The sequence below is a fragment of the Streptomyces sp. NPDC088707 genome (assembly GCF_044752725.1).
GTDB lineage: Bacteria > Actinomycetota > Actinomycetes > Streptomycetales > Streptomycetaceae > Streptomyces.
On sequence record NZ_JBIVLV010000001.1, the window covers coordinates 1,234,436 to 1,255,070 of the forward strand.

At 71.6% G+C, this 20,635-nt stretch carries 17 protein-coding genes; 8 read left to right on the top strand and 9 right to left on the bottom strand.

Translation table 11 applies throughout. The features are described 5' to 3' along the window. Positions 1–19: 19 nt before the first annotated feature. Entirely contained in the window at positions 20–1,765 is a 1,746-nt protein-coding gene (locus ACIP84_RS05495; RefSeq protein ID WP_401794793.1) for a glycoside hydrolase family 6 protein, read from the top strand. Between the two features lie 99 nt (positions 1,766–1,864). Here the strand turns inward: ACIP84_RS05495 and ACIP84_RS05500 are convergent, their stop codons facing one another. Next, complete coding sequence (locus ACIP84_RS05500; RefSeq protein WP_401794796.1) at positions 1,865–2,887, bottom strand: LacI family DNA-binding transcriptional regulator; 1,023 nt, start codon at positions 2,885–2,887, stop codon at positions 1,865–1,867. Between the two features lie 368 nt (positions 2,888–3,255). Between ACIP84_RS05500 and ACIP84_RS05505 the strand changes: the two genes are divergently transcribed. The 4 genes from ACIP84_RS05505 to ACIP84_RS05520 all read left to right on the top strand — a co-directional run bounded on the left by ACIP84_RS05505 (position 3,256) and on the right by ACIP84_RS05520 (position 8,138). Continuing rightward, positions 3,256–4,608 carry an ABC transporter substrate-binding protein gene (locus tag ACIP84_RS05505; RefSeq protein ID WP_355961222.1) on the top strand — a complete coding sequence of 451 codons (1,353 nt, stop codon included), beginning with the start codon at positions 3,256–3,258 and terminating at the stop codon, positions 4,606–4,608. Between the two features lie 87 nt (positions 4,609–4,695). Next, the gene (locus tag ACIP84_RS05510; protein ID WP_401794800.1) at positions 4,696–5,697 is read left to right on the top strand and encodes a carbohydrate ABC transporter permease; all 1,002 of its coding nucleotides are present in this window, start codon (positions 4,696–4,698) and stop codon (positions 5,695–5,697) included. Between the two features lie 4 nt (positions 5,698–5,701). Beyond that, the gene (locus ACIP84_RS05515) at positions 5,702–6,625 is read left to right on the top strand and encodes a carbohydrate ABC transporter permease (RefSeq protein WP_401794803.1); all 924 of its coding nucleotides are present in this window, start codon (positions 5,702–5,704) and stop codon (positions 6,623–6,625) included. A 70-nt stretch (positions 6,626–6,695) separates the two neighbouring features. After that, entirely contained in the window at positions 6,696–8,138 is a 1,443-nt protein-coding gene (locus tag ACIP84_RS05520) for a GH1 family beta-glucosidase (RefSeq protein WP_401794806.1), read from the top strand. A 78-nt stretch (positions 8,139–8,216) separates the two neighbouring features. Here ACIP84_RS05520 and ACIP84_RS05525 read toward each other — a convergent pair whose 3' ends face one another. The 3 genes from ACIP84_RS05525 to ACIP84_RS05535 form a co-directional block, all read right to left on the bottom strand. Beyond that, positions 8,217–8,687: a hypothetical protein gene (locus ACIP84_RS05525; RefSeq protein WP_254047275.1), complete on the bottom strand. Its 471-nt coding sequence runs from the start codon at positions 8,685–8,687 to the stop codon at positions 8,217–8,219. A 164-nt stretch (positions 8,688–8,851) separates the two neighbouring features. Beyond that, a complete protein-coding gene (locus ACIP84_RS05530) occupies positions 8,852–9,592 on the bottom strand; it encodes an IclR family transcriptional regulator (protein WP_401794810.1) in 741 nt (246 codons plus the stop codon). 194 nt (positions 9,593–9,786) lie between these two features. After that, the gene (locus tag ACIP84_RS05535) at positions 9,787–11,382 is read right to left on the bottom strand and encodes a hypothetical protein (RefSeq protein ID WP_401794813.1); all 1,596 of its coding nucleotides are present in this window, start codon (positions 11,380–11,382) and stop codon (positions 9,787–9,789) included. A 331-nt stretch (positions 11,383–11,713) separates the two neighbouring features. On the opposite strand from ACIP84_RS05535, the gene ACIP84_RS05540 reads away from it, so the two are divergent. Next, a complete protein-coding gene (locus tag ACIP84_RS05540; protein WP_401794816.1) occupies positions 11,714–12,637 on the top strand; it encodes a glycerophosphodiester phosphodiesterase in 924 nt (307 codons plus the stop codon). A 3-nt stretch (positions 12,638–12,640) separates the two neighbouring features. On the opposite strand, the gene ACIP84_RS05545 is transcribed toward ACIP84_RS05540, so the two are convergent. From ACIP84_RS05545 to ACIP84_RS05555, 3 genes are read right to left on the bottom strand one after another with little or no spacing between them, the layout of a single operon-like run. Next, positions 12,641–13,699 (bottom strand): CU044_5270 family protein, encoded by a 1,059-nt coding sequence (locus ACIP84_RS05545; RefSeq protein WP_401794819.1) that lies wholly within the window; start codon positions 13,697–13,699, stop codon positions 12,641–12,643. Continuing rightward, entirely contained in the window at positions 13,696–14,349 is a 654-nt protein-coding gene (locus ACIP84_RS05550) for an RNA polymerase sigma factor (RefSeq protein WP_401794822.1), read from the bottom strand. The genes ACIP84_RS05545 and ACIP84_RS05550 overlap by 4 nt, the downstream gene beginning before the upstream one ends. A gap of 8 nt (positions 14,350–14,357) precedes the next feature. Next, positions 14,358–14,912, bottom strand: coding sequence for an HD domain-containing protein (locus ACIP84_RS05555; RefSeq protein ID WP_355961243.1), 555 nt, complete (start codon positions 14,910–14,912; stop codon positions 14,358–14,360). A gap of 138 nt (positions 14,913–15,050) precedes the next feature. Here ACIP84_RS05555 and ACIP84_RS05560 point away from each other — a divergent pair, with 138 nt between their 5' ends. Beyond that, positions 15,051–15,983 carry a TIGR03564 family F420-dependent LLM class oxidoreductase gene (locus tag ACIP84_RS05560; RefSeq protein WP_401794825.1) on the top strand — a complete coding sequence of 311 codons (933 nt, stop codon included), beginning with the start codon at positions 15,051–15,053 and terminating at the stop codon, positions 15,981–15,983. A gap of 3 nt (positions 15,984–15,986) precedes the next feature. On the opposite strand, the gene ACIP84_RS05565 is transcribed toward ACIP84_RS05560, so the two are convergent. Next, on the bottom strand, positions 15,987–18,263 hold the full coding sequence (locus tag ACIP84_RS05565; RefSeq protein ID WP_401794828.1) for an MMPL family transporter: 2,277 nt from the start codon (positions 18,261–18,263) through the stop codon (positions 15,987–15,989). 125 nt (positions 18,264–18,388) lie between these two features. Continuing rightward, on the bottom strand, positions 18,389–19,093 hold the full coding sequence (locus tag ACIP84_RS05570) for a DUF2470 domain-containing protein (RefSeq protein ID WP_401794830.1): 705 nt from the start codon (positions 19,091–19,093) through the stop codon (positions 18,389–18,391). Between the two features lie 195 nt (positions 19,094–19,288). Here ACIP84_RS05570 and ACIP84_RS05575 point away from each other — a divergent pair, with 195 nt between their 5' ends. Continuing rightward, positions 19,289–20,608: a hypothetical protein gene (locus tag ACIP84_RS05575; protein WP_401794833.1), complete on the top strand. Its 1,320-nt coding sequence runs from the start codon at positions 19,289–19,291 to the stop codon at positions 20,606–20,608. Positions 20,609–20,635: the final 27 nt, after the last annotated feature.

Sequence of the window (20,635 nt, forward strand, 5' to 3'; positions counted from 1 at the left end):
TGAAAGGAATCCCACCCGCATGAGCCGCACCAGCCGCACCGCCCTCCTCGCCGCCCTCGGCCTCATCACGGCCACCGGCGCCACCGCCACCGTCCTCGGCACCGCCACCGCCGGCGCCGCCACCCCCGGCTGCAAGGTCGACTACCAGATCACCAACCAGTGGAACACCGGATTCGGCACCAACGTGACCGTCACCAACACCGGTGACCCGGTGGCCTCCTGGACCCTCGAGTGGACCTACGCCGGCAACCAGCAGGTCACCCAGGGCTGGAACGCCACCCTCACCCAGTCCGGCGCCGCCGTCACCGCCAGGAGCCTCTCCTACAACGGGACCCTGACCACCGGCGGTTCGACCTCCTTCGGATTCAACGGCTCGTACAGCGGCACCAACGCCGTGCCCGCGACCTTCAAGCTCAACGGGGTCGTCTGCAACGGCGCCACCGAGCCGACGACACCCCCGACCACCCCGCCGACCACACCGCCGACGACCCCTCCGACCACACCGCCCGCCGGCACCAAGGCCGACAACCCGTACGCCGGCGCCAAGGTGTACGTGAACCCCGAATGGTCCGCGAAGGCGGCGGCCGAGCCGGGCGGCACCAAGATCTCCCAGCAGCCCACCGCTGTCTGGCTGGACCGGATCGCCGCCGTCAACGGCTCCGCCACCTCCATGGGTCTGCGCGCCCACCTCGACGAGGCCCTGCGGCAGAAGGGCTCCGGCGAGCTCGTCGTCCAGCTGGTCGTCTACAACCTGCCCGGCCGCGACTGCGCCGCACTCGCGTCCAACGGCGAGCTCGGCCCGACCGAGATCGGCCGCTACAAGACCGAGTACATCGACCCGATCGCCGCGATCCTCGCCGACTCGAAGTACGCGGGCCTGCGGATCGTCACCACGGTCGAGATCGACTCGCTGCCGAACCTGGTCACCAACGTCTCGGGACGCCCGACCGCCACGGCCAACTGCGACGTCATGAAGGCCAACGGCAACTACATCACCGGCGTCGGCTACGCGCTCAGGAAGCTGGGCGCGATCGGCAACGTCTACAACTACGTGGACGCCGGCCACCACGGCTGGCTGGGCTGGGACGACAACTTCGGAGCCTCCGCCGAACTCTTCAAGCAGGCCGCCACGGCCGAGGGCTCCACGGTCGCCAACGTCCACGGCTTCATCGTCAACACCGCCAACTACAGCGCCCTGAAGGAGGACCACTTCACGATCAACGACAGCGTGAACGGCGTCTCCGTGCGCCAGTCGAAGTGGGTCGACTGGAACCGGTACACCGACGAGCTGTCGTACGCCCAGGCGATGCGCACCAAGCTGGTCTCGCTCGGCTTCGACAGCAACCTCGGCATGCTGATCGACACCTCCCGCAACGGCTGGGGCGGCACCGCCCGGCCCACCGCGGCGGGCCCGACGACGACCGTCGACTCGTACGTCAACGGCGGCAAGTACGACCGGCGCATCCACCTCGGCAACTGGTGCAACCAGTCCGGTGCCGGCCTCGGCGAGCGGCCCCAGGCCGCGCCCGCCGCGGGCATCGACGCGTACGTCTGGGTCAAGCCCCCGGGCGAGTCCGACGGCGCCAGCAAGGAGATCCCGAACAACGAGGGCAAGGGCTTCGACCGGATGTGCGACCCGACGTACACGGGCAACGCCCGTAACGGGAACAGCATGTCGGGCGCGCTGCCGGACGCCCCGATCTCGGGCCAGTGGTTCTCGGCCCAGTTCCAGGAGCTCCTGAAGAACGCCCACCCGGCGCTGTAACACCCCGCACGGGCCCCGCGGCCGGCCGGACCTCCGGGCTCCCCGGCCGGCCGCGGGAGTGCCTTCGTACGCCCGGATCCCCACGCCCGTTCCCGGGAGTCAGCACGACTCCCGCACGATCAGCTCCGTCGGCAGCACCCGCCGGCGGGGCTCCTCCGGCGCCTCCGCGATCTCCTCGAGCAGCATCCGGGCCATCGTGCGGCCCATCACCTCGATGGGCTGCCGCACGCTCGTCAGCGGCGGGTCCATCAGCCGTGCCACCGGCGAGTCGTCGACGCCGACGAGGGCCACGTCCTCGGGGACCCGGCGGCCCGCCTCCCGCAGCGCGCCCCGTGCACCGGCCGCCATGACGTCGGAGGCGGCGAAGACAGCGTCCAGGTCCGGGCTGCGGTCGAGCAGCCGGCGCATCGCCCGCCGGCCGCCCTCCTCGGTGAAGTCGCCCGCCGCGACCAGCTCCTCGTCGGGCGCGAGTCCGGCCTCCGCGAGTCCCGCCCGGTAGCCGCCGAGCCGGGCGCGGGCCACGTACATGTCGAGCGGCCCGGTGACGGTCGCGATCCGGCTCCGCCCGCGGCCGACGAGGTGGGCGACGGCCGCCCGGCCGGCCCCGATGTTGTCGGAGTCGACGTACGCCACGGGCTCGGCCTCGGAACGGCGCCCGTTCATGACGACCGGCAGGCCCAGTTCCCTGATCCGGTCGGGCAGCGGGTCGTCGCCGTGGACGGAGGCGAGCAGGACGCCGTCGACGCGCTGGGCGGCCAGATACTGCTCGAAGCGCTGCCGCTCCTGCTCGCTGCGGACCAGGGTGAGCAGCAACTGCTTGTCGGCCTCCGCGAGTTCGGCGCTGACCCCGCGGATCAGGTCGAGGAAGTACGGCTCAGCGAAGAGCCGGGCCTCGACCTCGGGGATGACGAGCGCGATCGCGTCCGTACGGCTGCCGGCGAGCGCGCGGGCGGCCTGGTTGGGTACGTAGCCGAGTTCGGCGACGGCTCTGGCGACGGCCGTTCTGGTCCGCTCGCTCACCCGGGGGGAGCCGTTGATCACCCGGGAGACCGTGCCCCGGCCGACCCCGGCCCTGGCAGCGACCTGCTCCAGGGTGGGTCTGCCGCTCTGCCGTCCATTCACAACTCCCGAACTCCCCTCGTAGGACAACGCGCTGCTCACCACGGTCCCGGCTGGAAACCATCCCGGGATGGGAGCGCTCCCACCGTAGTCCACACCACTGCCCTCGCGCCACGAGTGTGTTCAGGAGATGACCGGACCGTCCACGCCCAGGCCCGCGAAACCCCCGGAAAACCTTCCGGTAACGAATCCGCGTTCATGTCTTGACACCCGTGCCCGCCAGAGAGCAACCTTCCGGCAACGACGTGGGAGCGCTCCCATCCGGGAAGCGCACAGCCTTGCATCAGGTCTGGCAGGCGCCGCCGAGCCGCGATCAGCCGGCCGGGCCTCTTGGCGCACAACGAGCACCACCTTGGGACGAGGAGAGTGGAATGCGCACTTCCAGCAGCAGACGCGGACGCCGTGCGGCGATCGCGGCGGTCGCCGTCGTCGTGACCGGCACGACCCTGCTCACCGGTTGCGGCAGCGACGACGACAACGGCGGCAAGGGCGGCGGAGGCGGTCAGAGCAACGAGAAGATCACGCTGCGGATCGGGACCTTCGGTTCCTTCGGCTACGACAACAAGACCGGCGCGAAGCTCTACGCCGAGTACGAGCGGCTCCACCCGAACATCAGGATCGAGGAGTCGAACGTCTCCGACGGCCAGAAGTACTGGGACACCCTGAAGCTGCGCCTCGCCCAGAACAGCGGCGTCGCCGACATCCAGGCCGTCGAGGTCGGCTACATCGCCGAGGCGACCGGCCCGGCGATGGCGAACAAGTGGGTCGACCTGAGCAAGGAGGGCGGCGCGAAGATCGACGCCTTCCTCGACTGGAAGGTCAAGCAGGCGACGACCGGCGACGGCAAGGTCATCGGCCTCGGCACCGACATCGGCCCCATGGCCATCTGCTACAACAAGGACCTCTTCGCCAAGGCCAAGCTGCCCACCGACCGCGACGCCGTCGGCAAGCTGTGGTCCGGCGACTGGGCCAAGTTCCTCGCGACCGGCGAGAAGTACAAGGCCGCCGCGCCCGCCGGCACCTCCTTCCACGACTCGGCGAGCGGTCTCTTCAACGCCGTCGTCTCCAGCGACCCGGTGCAGTACGCCAACACCAGCGGCGAACTCGACTGGGAGAACAGCCCCGGCGTGAAGAACGCCTGGGACACCGCGGTCAAGGCCGCCCAGGGCGGACTGACGGCCAAGCTGCGCCAGTTCGACGAGAAGGGCACCTGGAACGCCGCCTTCAAGAACTCGAAGTTCGCCACCGTCGCCTGCCCCAGCTGGATGACCGGCATCATCAAGGACCAGGCGGGCCCCGCCAACCAGGGCAAGTGGGACATCGCCGCGCCGCCGGTCGCCGGCAACTGGGGCGGCTCCTTCCTCGCCGTGCCCAAGGCGGGCAAGCACACCAAGGAGGCCGCCGAGCTGGCCGCCTGGCTGACCGCCCCGGCGCAGCACGCCAAGGTCTTCGCGGTCAACGGCAACATCCCCTCGTCCAAGGACACGCTCACCTCCTCGGCGGTCCAGGAGGCGAAGCTGCCGTACTTCGGTGACACGCCCGTCGGCAAGATCTTCTCCAGCGCGGCGTCCGGGATCACCCCCGCCGAGATCAGCCGCTACGACGGCCAGGTCAAGACCTTCCTCACCGACAACGGCATCCTCGACATCGAGCAGCGCGGCACCGACCCGGCCAAGGCCTGGGAGAACGTCAAGAAGCTGGTCGACGACAAGATCGACCAGTAGCGGGGACACCCGCCGGTCCGCCGCCCGCAAGCGGCGGACCGGCACCGTCCGCACCACCGCACGCATCGACCCTGGAAGGACGCCCCCGTGGCCACCTCCGTTCGGGCGAGGCCCGACGGCTCCCCGCCGCCCGCCGCACCGCCCTCCTCCCCCGGCCCGCGCGGCCGCCGCTTCCCCGGCGGCCTGCGCAGCACGCTCTACCGCTGGGACATCAAGGCGATCCCGTACGTCTTCGTCACCCCCTTCTTCCTCACCTTCGCCGCCTTCGGCCTCTTCCCGCTGATCTACACCGGCTGGCTCTCGCTCCACCGGGTCGAACTCGGCGGGGATCCGACGTGGAAGGGGCTTGAGAACTACACCGACCTGGCGACCAGCGAGTTCTTCTGGAACGCGCTCTTCAACACCTTCACCATCGGGGTGATCGCGACCGTCCCCCAGCTGCTCATGGCACTCGGCCTGGCGCATCTGCTCAACTACAAGCTCCGCGGCCGGGGCTTCTTCCGGGTCGCGATCCTCGCCCCGTACGCCACCTCGATCGCGGCGGCGACCCTGGTCTTCGCCCAGCTGTTCAACACCGACTACGGGATGATCAACGGCGTCCTGGGCTGGATCGGCATCGACCCGGTGAACTGGGAGTCGTCCAAGTGGCCGGCGCAGATCGCCATCTCGGTGATCGTCACCTGGCGCTGGACCGGCTACAACGCGCTGATCTACCTGGCCGCCATGCAGGCCGTGCCGCAGGACCTGTACGAGGCGGCCTCGCTCGACGGGGCCTCGCGCTGGCGCCAGTTCCTCAGCGTCACGATCCCGTCGATCCGGCCGACCATCCTCTTCACCATCGTCGTCTCCACCATCGGTGCCACCCAGCTGTTCGGCGAGCCGATGCTCTTCGGCGGCAGCGTCGGGATCAGCGGCGGCAGCGGCAACCAGTTCCAGACGCTGAGCCTGCTGATGTACGAGAAGGGCTGGGTGACCGGCGCACTGGGCCAGGCCTCGGCGATCGCGTGGGTCATGCTGCTGCTCCTGCTGCTCGTCGGCGGCGTCCAGGCGCTCGTCTCCCGCCACAACCGCACGAAGCTGGGGGGCTGACCTCATGGCGCACACTCTCGACAGGAGCCCGGCCGAGTCCGGAGTCCCGGCCGCCGCCCCGGCGGCGGCCCGCCCCGGCCGCCGCTTCGGGCAGACCGCCGGCCGACAGCACCACGCGGGACCGCTCACCTATGTCCTGCTCATCGCGGCCGCGTTCGTCTCGCTCTTCCCGCTGTACTGGAACGTGGTCGCCGCCTCGCACAGCGGCGAGCGGGTCGTGGAGGCTCCGGCTCCGCTGCTTCCCGGCAACCGCCTCCTGGACAACCTCAGCTTCGCCTGGAACCAGGTCGACATGGGCGAGGCGCTGGTCAACACCACGATCGTGGCGAGCCTGGTGGCGCTGTCCACCGTGCTGTTCTCCACGCTCGCCGGTTTCGCGTTCGCCAAGCTGCCGTTCCGGGGCCGGGGCATGCTGCTCTCCCTGGTGGTCGCCACCATGACGATTCCGCCGCAGCTCAGCGTCATCCCGCTGTACCAGATCATCACCGACCTCGGCTGGTTCGACCAGCTCCAGTCGGTCGTCCTGCCCTCGCTCGTCGCCGCGTTCGGCGTGTTCTTCATGCGCCAGTTCCTGGTGGAGGCACTGCCGATGGAGCTGGTGGAGGCGGCCCGGATGGACGGCGCGCACAGCCTCCGGATCATCTGGCACGTGGTCTTCCCGGTGGCGAGGCCCGCCATGGCCGTGCTCGGCATGCTGGTCTTCGTGCAGGCCTGGAACGACTTCTTCTGGCCCTTCATCGCGCTCACCCCGGACGGCAACCCCACCCTTCAGGTGGCACTCGCCGGGCTCGGCGCGGGCAACCACACCGTGGACCACGCCGTCGTACTGACCGGCGCCCTCATCTCCACCGTGCCGCTCCTCCTGGTCTTCGCCTTCCTGGGCAAGCACATCGTGGGCGGCATCACGGCCGGCGCCGTCAAGAGCTGACCGGCCGCCTGCCTTCCGTCCGCACGTCTCGAACGTACCGACCCCGTACCCGCGTTGGGAGCCCCCTCCTATGACCGCGTCCGAAACCCGGCCGCTCACCGCCACCCGCTCGTTCCCGTCCGACTTCCTCTGGGGCGCGGCCACCGCCGCGTACCAGATCGAGGGAGCGGCGGCCGAGGACGGCCGTACCCCGTCCATCTGGGACACCTTCTCGCACACCCCCGGCAAGGTCTTCGAGGGGCACACCGGTGACGTGGCCGTGGACCACTACCACCGGTTCCGCGAGGACGTCGGGATCATGTCCGAACTCGGCCTGAACGCCTACCGGTTCTCCGTCTCCTGGTCCCGGGTGCAGCCCACCGGGCGCGGGCCGGCCGTGCAGAAGGGCCTGGACTTCTACCGGGCGCTCGTCGACGAGCTGCTCGCCGCCGGGATCGAGCCGGCGCTCACGCTCTACCACTGGGACCTGCCGCAGGAGCTGGAGGACGCGGGCGGCTGGCCCGAGCGGTCCACCGCCGAGCGGTTCGCCGAGTACGCCGGGATCGTCGCCGACGCCCTCGGCGACCGGGTGAGCCGCTGGACCACCCTCAACGAGCCCTGGTGCAGCGCCTTCCTGGGGTACGGCTCCGGGGTGCACGCCCCGGGCCGCACGGATCCGGTGGCCTCGCTGCGGGCCGCCCACCATCTGAACCTCGGGCACGGTCTCGCGGTCCAGGCCCTGCGGTCCTCACTGCCCGCCGACCGGCAGATCTCGGTCTCGCTCAACCTGCACGAGGTGCGGCCGCTGACGGGTTCGGCCGAGGACCTGGACGCGGCCCGCCGGATCGACGCCGTCGGCAACCGGATCTGGCTGGGGCCGATGCTGGAGGGCGCCTACCCCGAGGACCTGATCCTCGACACGGCGCGGGTCACCGACTGGTCCTTCGTCAGGGACGGCGACACCGCGACCGCACGGCAGCCGCTGGACCTGCTGGCGATCAACTACTACACCCCGACGCTCGTCTCGCAGGTGCCGGAGGGTGCGGAGAAGCCACAGGACGACGGTCACGGCAACAGCGACCACTCGCCGTGGCCGGGCGCGGACTCGGTGGCCTTCCACCGGGCGCCGGGCGAGCCGACGGCGATGGGCTGGGCGGTCGACCCGAGCGCGCTGTACGACCTGCTGACCCGGGTGTCGGAGGCGTACCCCCGGCTCCCGCTGGTCATCAGCGAGAACGGGGCGGCGTACGAGGACGTGGTGTCCCCGGACGGTTCGGTGCACGACCCGGAGCGCGCCGCCTATGTGCACACGCACCTGGAGGCGGTGCACCGGGCGATCGAGGACGGTGTGGACGTCCGCGGCTACTTCCTCTGGTCGCTCCTCGACAACTTCGAGTGGGGCTACGGCTACGCGAAGCGGTTCGGCGCGGTGCGGGTGGACTACGACACCCTGGAGCGGACGCCGAAGTCCAGCGCCCGCTGGTACGCGAAGGTGGCGCGGACGGGTGAACTGGTGGCGCCCGACGGCGACTGATCGCGGCGGAGGCGAGGAGGGCCGTGCCGGTGATCCGGCACGGCCCTCCTCCGTGAGCTTCGGGACGGTGGGCGACGGTCAGATGTCGATCACGCGGTAGCCGATGACGTAGACGCCGCCGGAGCCCTCGACCGAGCGCCACTGGGTCTCGGCGCCGACCTCGCTGCCGGTGACGAGCGTGGCGCCGAGCTTGTCGTCGCCGCTGGTCGAGTCGTAGTCCCAGAGGGTCAGGGTGCGGGCCTGCTGCTTGCCGAGGATGAGGGCCGCGTTGCCGTTGCCGTCGGCCATCGACCGGACGTAACCGGTGCCCATGGTCTGGTACTTGACGCCGTTGCCGGGCCAGACCTTGACGGCGTTGCCGTTGGCGTCGGTGATCTTGAGGTACGCCTCGTCGTGGTCGCCCTCGCTGTTCTTCTGGCAGTGCAGCTCGACCAGTTCGATCCGGACGTAGTCGATCGGCTCGGCCTGGGCGGTGCCGGCGAACGCGGCGACGCTGCCGAGCCCGAGCAGGGCGGTGGCGGCCGTTCGGGCGATTCGGTTCTTGCGCATGTGGTCCCCCCACACGTCGGGTCACTGACGTGACGGTGATGTCGGCTCGCCGCGGTTCGGCGGCCGGTGTGCCGTTCCCCTCGGCACGACACCTACTGTGCCCGCCGCTCCCTCCCGGTTCTACGCGCGTTCCACTGGACGGAACGGCGCCGTTGGGAAGCCGTTCAGGGCACGAGTGCGGCCGTCGGCAAGGCCCGTCTCCGCGGTCCGCCCCGGGCGAGCGCGCGGTTGACGGCGGCCCCCGCCTCGGCGACGCCCCGGGCGAGCGTGTCGAGCGGCCGGCCGGCCGGCGCCAGCGCGGCGAGCGCCGCGACCGTGCGCCCGTCCGGGGTGCGGATCGGCAGGGCGGCACAGCACACCCCGTCCATCACGTCCTCCCGGTCGAGGACGGCGCCGCCGCGGAGCGGCCCCCGCAGGGCCTTTCCGGCGGCGGTGTCGAGGTGGAAGGCGATGCCCTCCCGTACGGGGTGGAACGGTTCGAGTTCCCCGGGGACCGAGCCGACGGTGATCGCCATGTCCTCGCGCAGCACGGTGAGGACCACGCTCGCGCCGGTGGCGGCCCGGAGCCGCTGGAGCGGCAGCCGGGCGGCGGGCAGCAGTCCCGGGTGCGGCTCCCAGGCCTGGCCGATCCGGTAGAGCTGGGGGCCGACCCGGTAGCGGTTGCCCTTCCGTTCGACCGCGCCGAGCGTGACCAGCTGGTCGAGCAGACGGTGGACGGTGCCTTTGGGCACCCCGCAGACGAGCGCCAGTTCCGTCACCCCGGCCTCTTCACCGCTCCGGCGCAGGGCGTCGAGCAGTGCGAAAGCCCCTTCGAGCACGCTCCGGCCCCGTACCGGGCCGGGCGTGCCGCCCCGCTCCCCCCGGAGCCCGGCTCTGTGCGGTTCGCATACCTCGTTGGTGTCCATGAGTCCCCCGACTCCGCGGGCCCGGCCGAGGTCCCCCGATGGCACGGCTCCGGGCATGTCTCCCACCATGCCGCAGACCGGTGAATTCCGGCGAAGGGCTCGCGTTGTCCGTCGTGTCGCGGCGCGGCCCGGGGCTGGGGCGACCGCCCCGGCCGTACGTGCTCGGCACGGCCGGCGGGGACGCCGCGGCTCCGCTACGGCTGGCCGTCGAGCCAGCTCAGCTTGTGCCCGTAGAGCACCCGCTGGCAGTAGTCCGTGCCGGCCGGGTCGCCGGTGGCACGGTTCGCCCCGCAGTCCGACGCCTGCCCCGGGCGGTGTTCGGAGAGGGACCACAGCCGGCCCGTGCCGCGCTCGACGTAGAGGTCCTCGGCGCCCCGGGCGGTCTTGACGGGCTGTCCGGACTGGACGAGCCGGCCGCCGTCCCAGGTGTAGCGCCAGAGGTTGCCGGGCTCGTCGGTGCCCTTCGACTCGTTCACGTAGAGGGTTCCCTCGTGCGCGGCCGCGCCCTGCGCACCGCCGTTGGCCAGGGGCAGGTAGTTCGACCAGCCTTCGGCGGTGACGTCGGCCGAGCGGCCCTCCAGGGCCGCGACCGGGTAGGAGGCGATGCGCCCGGTGGACGGGTAGCCGCTCTCGGGACGGCAGTACTCGCCCATGAGCAGCCGGTCCGGGGTGGTGCTGCGGTCCAGCGAGATGTAGGAGGCCTTCGGTGCTCCGGTGGAGACGCAGGCGTACGAGCCCTGCGGGTTGCTCTGCGTGGCCTTGAACTTCCAGGCGGCCACCTGGGGCATCACGTAGCGGTAGCCGAAGCTGTACCAGACGTTGTCGTGCCGGCCGACCTTGGTCTTGTCCTCGACGTTGGCGGTGGTCTTCACGCCGTCGGTGTCGGAGCCCATCGCGTCGTGCGTCTTGGGGTCGCCGTCCGGGTCGAGGTCCATGATGGTGCGCATGTCGAAGACGCGCAGGCCGTTGCGGGTGTCCGCGACGTAGAGGTAGTTGCCGTACCAGACGATCCCGCCGGCGTGGACGCCCTTCTGGATCGGGTACTCGGCGGCGTGCAGACCGTCGAAGGAGACGTGGTCGGCCGAGTTCACATAGGTCCAGCCCAGCAGGACGTGCCGGTACTTGACCTCGGGGCTGCCCGTGGCCGGGTTGGTCCGGCTCTGGACGAAGGTGATGCGGACGCCCTTCTGGTTGCAGGCGTCGTTCGCCTCCAGTTCGGCCGTGGTGCAGTCGCCGGCCGTCGGGAGCGGGTCGTTCTCGCGGCCCGGGTCCCAGCCGTCGTAGGAGGCGAAGAGCTGGATGTCGCCCGCCGAGCCCCACAGCTCGTCGGCCTTGGCGTCGGAGACGCCGGTCATGCCCTGGGGGACCCATTCCTGCGAGACGGAGTCGTCGTTCTGCAGGCAGTACTTGATGTCGGGGTCGGGGGCCGTGCCGAACGGGTCCCGGGAGCATCCCGGCTGGATGGTGCGGTTCGCGCCGGCCAGCAGGTTCTGGACGCCGGACTTGGGCAGCACCGCGTCGAGGCGGTTCACCCGGGTGGTGGTCTCGGCGTTCAGGGCGCCGGGCGACATCGTGAAGTCACCGGGTGAGGCCGCGCCGCCGGGCTCGGTCCAGGCGCGGGTGGTGAACGGCGAGGCGGTCGCCTCGGTCGTACGGGGCTCCTGGATCCAGCTCTGCGGGGCGGCGGGCGGAAGGTCCTCCGCCTGGGCCGGCGCGGCGAGGCCGGTGAACGCCAGCGAGGCCGTGGCGGCGGCCGTGAGCCACGTGCGACGTATGCGCCTTGTGGGCATGTGTGGTTGTCTCCGTTGCTGCTGTGTCAGTAAGTCGAACGGAGAGTTCCAGAACGCCCGAGCGAAACGCAAACGCGTCGGCTTCGCCGGCAAGGGTGCGGCGAGCGGGGCCCCGTGGGGGAGGATCGGGCCAAGTCGGCACCGACCGGGCGGCCTGACGGCCGATCGGTGAGGGCGGGGTGAAGGTCGGCGTCGGTTCCGGTGCGCACGCCCGACGGAGATCTCCGGAACTCCCGCAGGTCTCCCCGGCTCCGCCGCCTCCGCGGCACGACGCGAGCGCCGCTCCGTGCTGCGGCCCGATCAGCCCGTCCGCCCCTTAGGGTGGGCGGTCATGAGAGACCCTCACCCGCTCGCCTCCCGTCCCCGCGGGCGCCGCGCGAGCACCGGCCCGGTCGTCCTGGTCACCGCCGTCGCCGGTTTCGCGGCCGTGCTCGTCGCCGCCGCCCCGCCGTCACTGGCGGCGCTGCGCCCCGCAGGGCGCGACACCGTGGCGGCGAGCCCCTGGCTGCGCCCGGCGGGGACGCCGGTGACCGTGATCGCCCACCGGGGGGCCTCCTCGGCCGCCCCCGAGAACACCCTGATCGCCGGCGAGGTGGCCCGGCGGGGCGGGGCCGTCTGGATCGAGAACGACGTCCAGCCCAGCGAGGACGGCGTGCCGTACGTCCTCCACGACACGACCGTCGACCGGACGACGGACGGCACGGGGCCGATCCGCTCGCTGACCTCCGGCGAGCTGGACTCCCTCGACGCCGGTTCCTGGTTCGCCCCGGCGTTCGCCGGGGCGCATGTGCCCACGCTGGAGGCCCAGCTGGCGGACCTGCGGCTGCGGGGCGGGAGACTGCTGCTCGAGGTGAAGGGCCAGCACACCTACGACCAGGTGCGCCGGATCGTCGAGCTGGTGCGGGAACAGGGCATGAGCGACCGGGTCTTCGTCCAGAGTTTCGAGGTCACGCACCTGCGGTACGTCCACGAACTGGCTCCCGAACTGCCGTTGGGGCTGCTGCGGGACACCCTGGACGCCGACCCCGTCGCGCTCGCCGAGGACCTGCACCTCGCCTCGTACAACCCCTCGGACCGGGCCCTGTCCACCCGCCCGGAGGTCGTCGGCGACCTCCATGCGGCGGGGGTCGCCGTGAACGTCTGGACGGTCGACACCCCGGCCCGGTGGAAGGCCCTGGACGCGCTCGGGGTGGACGGGATCATCACCAACCGCCCGACGGAGCTGGGCGGTTGGTCGTCCGGACGGGTGTCCTGAGGCCTACGGCACGACCTTGATGTCGTCCACGAAGGCCCGGACCATGATCGCGTGGGTGAAGACCACGGTCCCGGGCTTGATCAGGCCGCCCTCGCCGCCGTCGCCTTTCACCTGCACGGTGCGCTCGCCCAGGAAGGTGAACGTCTTGCTGTCGAAGATCCACTCGGTGCGCTGCCCGCTGGTCTCGTCGAGCCGCGCGACGGCGACGCCCTTGCGGCCGGCGGCGTCGGTGGCGCTGTCCACCATGACGACACCGGGGATCTCCGCGGCGGCCCGGTAGAGGGCCGCCGTCAGCTTCGGGGTCGGCCAGCTCTCCACGAGCAGGTCCCCGATGGTGGTGAAGGCCTGCTGGTCCTTGCCGTTGCCCTGCCCCTCGGTCTCCTTGTAGATCTTCCGGAGCAGCGCGTCGGGGTCGGTGGGGAGGCTCGCGAGGTAGTCGTGGGACGGCGCGCCGAGGTGGGGCGTCGGCACGTTGCCCTGCTCGTCGCGGCCTTCCAGGGTGATGCCCTCGGGGCCGGTGTTGCCGGGCTCGATCAGCCAGCCCCTGAGGCCGTCGGGCGACCGCCAGGACTGCCGGGTGTGCAGGGGGTCGCTGACGAGGCTGCTCTTGTCGCCGACGGTCTTCACATGGGTGTTCGCGGAGCGTGTCTCGATGTAGATGTACTGGCCGGCGCGGGCGTCGGGGGCCTCGGCTCCGGCGGCGGCGAGCGAGATGCGGTCGAGGAGGCGGGGCGCGCCCTTGGCGTCGACGGCGCCGATGGTGGTGGTGAGCGCGGGGCCGGTGGCGCGGTCGAGGGGGGCCCGGGACTCGCCGGGGGTGAGGACGAGGACGCCGACGGCGAGCGCCCCGGCGAGTGCGGTCGCGGCGGGCAGCAGGATCGCCTTCCGCAGGAAGGGGTTGCGCGGAGTACGCGCGGCGGCGCGGTCGTCGTGGATCTGGCTCATCAGGCGCTCCTTGTGGAACTGGTGGCGGCCCTGAGGGAGGTCGTGCTCCTCGATCGCCGGGAGGCCTCCGGTCTCGTGCCGGTTCGCCGTACGGGTCTTGTCCGGGTCGGGGTTCATCGGATTCCTTCCTGCGCGGGCCGGACCGCGTTCACGCGATCACCTGTTGTCTGTCGGGTGCGGGAGGCGGGTTCCCGGTTCTCCGGTGCGAGTTCGCTTCTTTCCCGGGCGAGTTCCTCTTCGGCGCCGATACGGAGCTTGGCGCGGGCGCGGGAGAGGCGGGAGCGGACGGTGCCGACGGGCACGCGGAGGGCCCGGGCCACCTCGGTGTAGGCGAGGCCTTCCCAGAGGCAGAGGACGAGGACCTCCCGTTCGGGGCGGCGGAGGGTGCCGAGCGCCCGCAGGGTGGCGGCGATGCGGCGGCGGTCGTCGATCCGGCCCGCGACCTCGGAGGCGTGGTCGGGTACCGAGGCCTCGGCCTGTCCGGCGGCGGCGTACGCGTCGGCGGCGGCCCGGTAGCGGCGGTTGCCGCGGCAGTGGTTGCGGGAGACGTTGGTGGCGACGCCGAGCAGCCAGGGTCGGAGCGATCCCCCCTCCGGGTCCACCTTCCGCCGGAGCCGCCAGGCCTCCAGGAAGGTCGCCGCCATCACGTCCTCGGCGACCGACCAGTCGCCGGTGAGCCGGAAGGCGTGGTTGTAGACGCTCCGGGCGTAGGAGTCGAAGAGTTCGGCGAAGGCCGAGGGGTCTCCGTCCCGGACGCGTGCGCGCATGTCGTTGTTCACGTCTCTCGTCTGTCCGGCCCCCGGAGCGGGTTCCCGTGACCCGCGTCACAGTGGGTGGCGAGTTCCGTCAGGAGTCCGGGGTTGACGATGCGCAGGATGGTCGCGATGTGCTCGGGGTCGGCCGCCGCCCACAGGGTCTCCCGGGCGGCGCGGTACTTGGCGGCGAGCCGTGCCCGCTGTTCGGGCGGCAGGGCGGCGGCCCGGTCCGAGCGGCTGTTGTGGGCGTTGTCGGCGATCTTCACGAGGGTGGCGTCGGGGTCCTCGGTGATCCGGCGGATCTTCTCCTCGTACGCCGTGCCGGGGGTGTTGGTCACCGCCTCGACGACGGCGACGACGCGGTCCGGGATCCCGGCGGCCCGGAGCCCCTCCGCCGTCCACGGGGTGTCCTCGATGACGTCGTGGAGCAGCCCGGCCATGGCCAGGTGCGGGCCGAGCGGTGCCAGTCCCGCGGCGACCGCCCTGACGTGTTCGACGTACGGGACACCGGTCTTGTCGGTCTGTCCGGCGTGCGCGCGGCCGGCGAGCGCGTCCACCTCGGCGAGAGTCGTCATCGCCCCATCATCGCGGGGTGCTCCCGGCCGCCCCTCGCCTCCCCCGCGCCGGCTTCCCCGCGGCCGCTCTCCGCCGTGCAACACACTCTTCACACATCGGCGGGAATCCCCTTCGCGGGCCGGCCCGTTGGCGCTGGTATGACTCTCGGAGTAACGCTCGGCTCGACCTCCGTCCAGCGCACGATCGACAGCACGGTGCGGCTCGCGCGGGAGGCGCGCGACGCGGGCCTGCACTCGGCGTGGTTCGGCCAGACCTTCGCGTACGACTCGCCCTCCCTGGCCGCGATCGTCGGGCGCGAGGTGCCCGGTCTCCAGGTCGGGACCTCCGCCATCCCCGTCTTCGGCCGCCATCCGCTGCTCGTCTCCAGCCAGGCGCAGACCGCCCAGGCGGCCACCGGCGGCCGCTACCACCTGGGGCTCGCCCTCGGCACCCGACATCTGACCGAGACCGGTTTCGGCATCCCGTACCGGCGGCCCATCGGCCTGCTCAGGGAGTTCCTCACGGTGCTCCGTCCGCTGCTCGAAACGGGGAGTGCCGACTTCCACGGCGAACTGCTGACCGCGACGACGCCGTACTCGGCGGCGGTGCCGGGCGCCCGGCCGACCGTGCCGGTCCTGGTCGCCGCGATGGGTCCGCAGGCCCTGCGCGTCAGCGGTGAACTGGCCGACGGGATCCTGCCGTTCCTGGCGGGGCCGCGCGCGCTCGCCGAGCACATCGTCCCCGCCGTCACAGCCGCCGCGGCGGCGGCCGGCCGCCCCGCGCCCCGGATCGTGGCCCTCGTCCCGGGCGTGGTCACCGCGAACGCCGAGGTGGAGGCCGTACGGGAGAAGGCGGCCGAGGCGCTCGCGCTGTACGAGCGGATTCCGTCCTACCGGCGCGCGATCGAGGCGTCCGGCGCGGCCCGGGCTGCCGAGGTCGCGGTGATCGGCGACGAGGAGACGGTCGCCGCCGAGGTACGGCGCTATCGCGACGCGGGGGCGACCGAGGTGGTGTTCACGGCGACGGAGCTGAACGGGGAGGAGGACCGCGTCCGCACCTGGAAGCTGCTCGGCGAACTGTCACGCGGCTGAGTCTCAGGCCTTCTTCGCGCCGGCCGCCGCCGGTTCCCTCTCTCCCTCGCCCTCGGTGTCCAGGTGCGGCAGGATCCGGTCCAGCCAGCGCGGGGTCCACCAGGCGTGCTTGCCGAGAAGCGTCATCACCGCGGGTACCAGCAGCAGGCGCACCACGGTGGCGTCGATGAGGACGCTGGCCGCCAGGCCGAGGCCGAGCATCTTGACCACGATGTTGTCCGAGACGATGAAGGCCGCGAAGACGCTCACCATGATCAGCGCGGCACAGGTGATCACCCTGGCGGTGATCTCGAGGGCGTGGGCCACGCTGGCCTTCGGATCGCCGGTGCGCAGCCATGCCTCGCGTACACGGGACAGCAGGAAGATCTCGTAGTCCATGCTCAGTCCGAAGACGATGGCGAACATCATCATCGGCACATAGCTCTCGATGGGCACCTTGCCGGAGACCCCGAGCGCGGGCCCGCCCCAGCCCCACTGGAAGACGGCCACGACCACACCGTACGAGGCCGCGATGGAGAGCACGTTGAGGACGGCGGCCTTCACCGCGACGAGGAGTCCGCGGAAGACGATGAGGATGACGAGGAAGGCGAGCCCCACCACCACGGCGATGATCAGCGGGAGCCGGCTGGAGACGAGGTCGAGGAAGTCCACCTGGGATGCCGTCGTGCCGGTGACGTAGGTCTTCGCGTCGGTGCCGGCCGCGGCCTGCGGCAGTACGTCGTCGACGAGGTGGTTGGTCAGCTGGGTGGTCTTCTCGTCCTGCGGGGAGGCCACCGAGTAGGCGGAGCCGACCAGGACGTCCCCGTCGGGGGTGGCCTGGAGCGGGGTGATGTAGGCCGCGTCGGGGACTCCGGTCAGTGCCTGCTTGAGCTTGTCGGCGAGGTCCGCGCGGTCCGCCGAGGGCACGGCCGTCTGGTCGACGACCACGGTCAGCGGGCCGTTCGCGCCGGGCCCGAAGGCGGTGGAGATGAGGTCGTAGGCGCGCCGGTCCGTGAAGGACTTGGGGTCGGCGCCGTCGCCGATGTGGCCGAGCTGGATGAAGAGCAGCGGGAAGGCCAGGACGAGCAGCACCAGGACGCCGCCGGTCAGGAACCACCAGGGGCGCTTCTCCACCCGCTGCGCGTACCGGTGCCAGGTGCCGTGCGCGGGCGCTCCGGGCTCGGCGTCGGTCTCCGCCACGGGCTTGCGCACGTGGTAGCGGTCGATGCGCTTGCCGACGAGCCCGAGCATGGCCGGGACCAGGGTGAGCGCGGCCAGGACCGCGGTGACGACCGTGAAGGCGGCCGCCAGGCCGAGTTTGCCGATGAAGCTGACGCCGGAGACCCACAGGCCCGAGAGGGCGATGATGACCGTACAGCCGGAGACCAGGACGGCGCGGCCGCTGGTGGTGGTCGCGAGGCCGGCGGATTCGGCCGGATCGTGGCCGTTCATGAGGTTCTGGCGGTGACGGGTGATGAGGAAGAGCGCGTAGTCGATGCCGACGCCCAGGCCGATCATGGTGGCGAGGGTAGGCGAGACCGTGCCGAAGGTGAAGGCCGCCGCCATCAGGCCGAGGAGCGCGAGGCCGCAGATCGCCCCGAGGAGCGCGGTGATCAGCGGCAGGACCGCCCCGATGATGCTGCCGAAGCCGATGAGGAGGACCACGATGGCGACGGCGAAGCCGATCGCCTCGCTGGTGCGGTCGTCGGCCGCGGGCCGGGCGAGTTCGCCGAGGGGGCCGCCGTACTCGACGTCCACGCCCGCGTCGCGGAGCGGTTGGACGGCGGTGTCGACCCCGGGCAGGTAGTCGGTGCCGAGGGTGGAGGGCGGCACGCTGAAACGCACGGTGATGTAGGCGGTCTTGCCGTCGGTGGACAGCGGGCCGGTGTTGGGGACCCCGGCCGGCGGGGCGGGCGGGGTGGTGCCCGGCGGCGGGAGGGGGTTCTGGGCGCCGGTGACGTCGGGCAGTTTCTCCAGGGCGGCGACGGTCGAGTTGATGACGGACGCCTCGTCCGTGAGCGGCCCGGAGGACCTGTTCAGGACGATCTGCGACGTGTAGCCGGCGGCTGCCGGGTCGTGCGCCTGGAGGGCGTCGAGGCCCTCCGTCGACTGCACCCCGGGGAGGTCGAAGTCGTCGGAGTACTGTCCTCCGACCGCCCTGTCGGTGATCTGGAGTCCCACCATCGCCGCCAGCCACAGCGCGATGACGACGATGAAGTGGCGGGCGCACCAGTGTCCCAGTCGGTACAGCGCACCCCTGGGCGGTGTCGGCCGGGTGGCGGCCGGGCTTCCTTCGTTCATGGGCAAGGCCGTGTCCCGTAGGGAAGTCCCCGAGCGGTCCCCCGCACCGACCGTGCGCGGGTCTACCCGTCCATTGTTCGCCTGCCCCGCCCCTCCGGCATCTCGACCGGCGCGGACGGGTCGGGTCAGGTCATCAGGCTGTTCGGGTGGGAGGAGCGGCGGGCCGCGGCGAGCAGGGCGTGGATCCGGGGGCCGGCCTGGTCGATGTCGGTGACGGGGGTGGGGAAGGGCAGCCGGACGTCCTGGTGGCCGGCGGGGTGTTCGAGCCGCAGGGTGATGCCGTACCGGTCGAGCGCCACGGGGAGGGCGCGGACCATGTCCCGTGCGGGGCGGGGCCGGACGAGGCGTAGCAGGAGGGGGACGAGCTCGCTGTGACCGTCGACGAGATGGGTCAGCATGGACGCCTCGCAGGAGGCCATCGGGTCGATGTCCGTCGCGTGGAGCTCCTCCAGGGTGATGTAGCTCCGGCCCTCCTGGTCCTCCAGGAGTGCCTGGCCGAACTCCATGCAGATGCTCGCGGCCGACTCCGGTTCGTACGGGGCGGCGAGGAGTCCCGTGAGGGTGACGCGCGCCCGGAGCCGTTCCCGTACGGGGGTGGGGGCGATGTCGGTGAACTCCAGGCGCACGGGGATCCGCGCGCCCTGCCCGGCGTGGCTCTCCTCGGACGGGTCGTGGAGGTGGATGTGGCCCATGGGTCCGGTCCCGTCCATGAGGTGCACCTCCTGGTGGAGTCCGTCGGACACGACCGTCATGGAGTGCGCGGCGGCCAGGATCGATCGCACGCGCTCGGCGGGGGTGGGCCGCGTGACGCGGGTGGTGAAGGGACGCATCCGAGTTCTCCCGGGACAGGTGACGGAGACAGACCAGAGACTGCCGCTCAGGGCCGATACTTAGGTAAGCCTAAGCTAACCCATCCCGGCTTTGCTACGGAACGGCGAAATCCGGCACCGCGCGGGGCGGCTGACGCCTCGTGTGATGATCTCTCTTTCGTCTCGCGATCCACCGCACGCCCCAGGGGAGAGACCATGGGAACAACGGACGCCAACGGCGTCGATCTGTCCGGCGTCACCGGCAGACTCATTCAGACGGTCGACCTGGTGAAGGGCCCCGCACCCCAGGCGATCGCCACCGACACCGTCAACGGGCACGTCTTCGTCCTCCAGGTCGAGAGCTCCGCCACGGCCCCGCAGGGCAACCTGTACCTCAACCGCGTCAACCGCAGGACCGGCACGGTCACCGGCTCGATGCAGCTGAAGGGCTTCGGCCACGGGCTCTCCATGGGCGCCGAGCCGGTGGGCGCCGACACCTACCTCTGGACCGAGGTCGGCCCGCTGCAGCTCTCCGCCGACGGCGCCGCCTTCGGCAAGGCCGTCACCCGGTTCCGCTTCGTCGACGGCGGAGTGCTCGACGGGGCGCTGATAGCGCAGAACCAGAAGTTCACCCCGCCCGGCAGCACGTCGAGCACCGGCCCGTCGCTCGACCCGGTGAACAACCAGCTGTGCGTCATGTACCACAAGGACGGAAAGCGGCACTTCACCCGTTACGACCCCGCCGCGGCGGCGGCCGGTTCGTGGGTCCCGGTGGGCACCACCTTCGTCATGCCGGCCGGCGAGGACGTCACTCCCGACGTGCCGACTCCCTACCCGCTGCAGAAGACCCTCGTCTCCCAGGGGTACACGGCACTGGGAGACGTCCTCTACGCGTACCAGTGGGCGCCGTACGACAAGAAGAACTTCCCCGAGATACCCGACTCGTTCCCGGGGATCGCCTTCATCACCTCGTACTCGTGGACGACCGGCGAGCGCATCGACCGGCAGGTGGTCACCAACGCCGACGGACTCACCCGGCGCGAGCCCGAGGGCATCGCCGCCGAGGTCGACCCCGCGACCGGCGAGACCCGGCTGCTCTTCGGCTTCAGCAACACCGTCCCCGGCACCACCGGCTCCCGTGACGTCACGATCGGCTGGTACCCCACCAGGCCCGCGGTGGACGGGATCAGGGTGCTCTCCGACTGGGAGGACCTCGCGCTCGAAGCCGAGGTCACCCCCGGCGCCGAGCGCCCGCGCGGACGGCTGATCGCCCTCGCCGGCACCACCTACCTCCAGCTGCGCGGCACCGTCACCTGCTCCCCCGGCCTGACCGCGGACAGCAGGATCGGAACCCTGCCGCACCGGCTGCGCGCGACGCACCTGACGCGGCAGAACGTGCCCCGCAACAACAACACCGGCCGCTGTGTGTGCCGGATCGAGACGGACGTCACCGGCGCACTCCGCGTCTACGGCGCCACCAGCGACAACGCCATCACCTGGATCGACTTCGACGGCGTCTCCGTCGCCTGGCGATGAGCAGCCCCGCGGACAGCTCCGTGGACA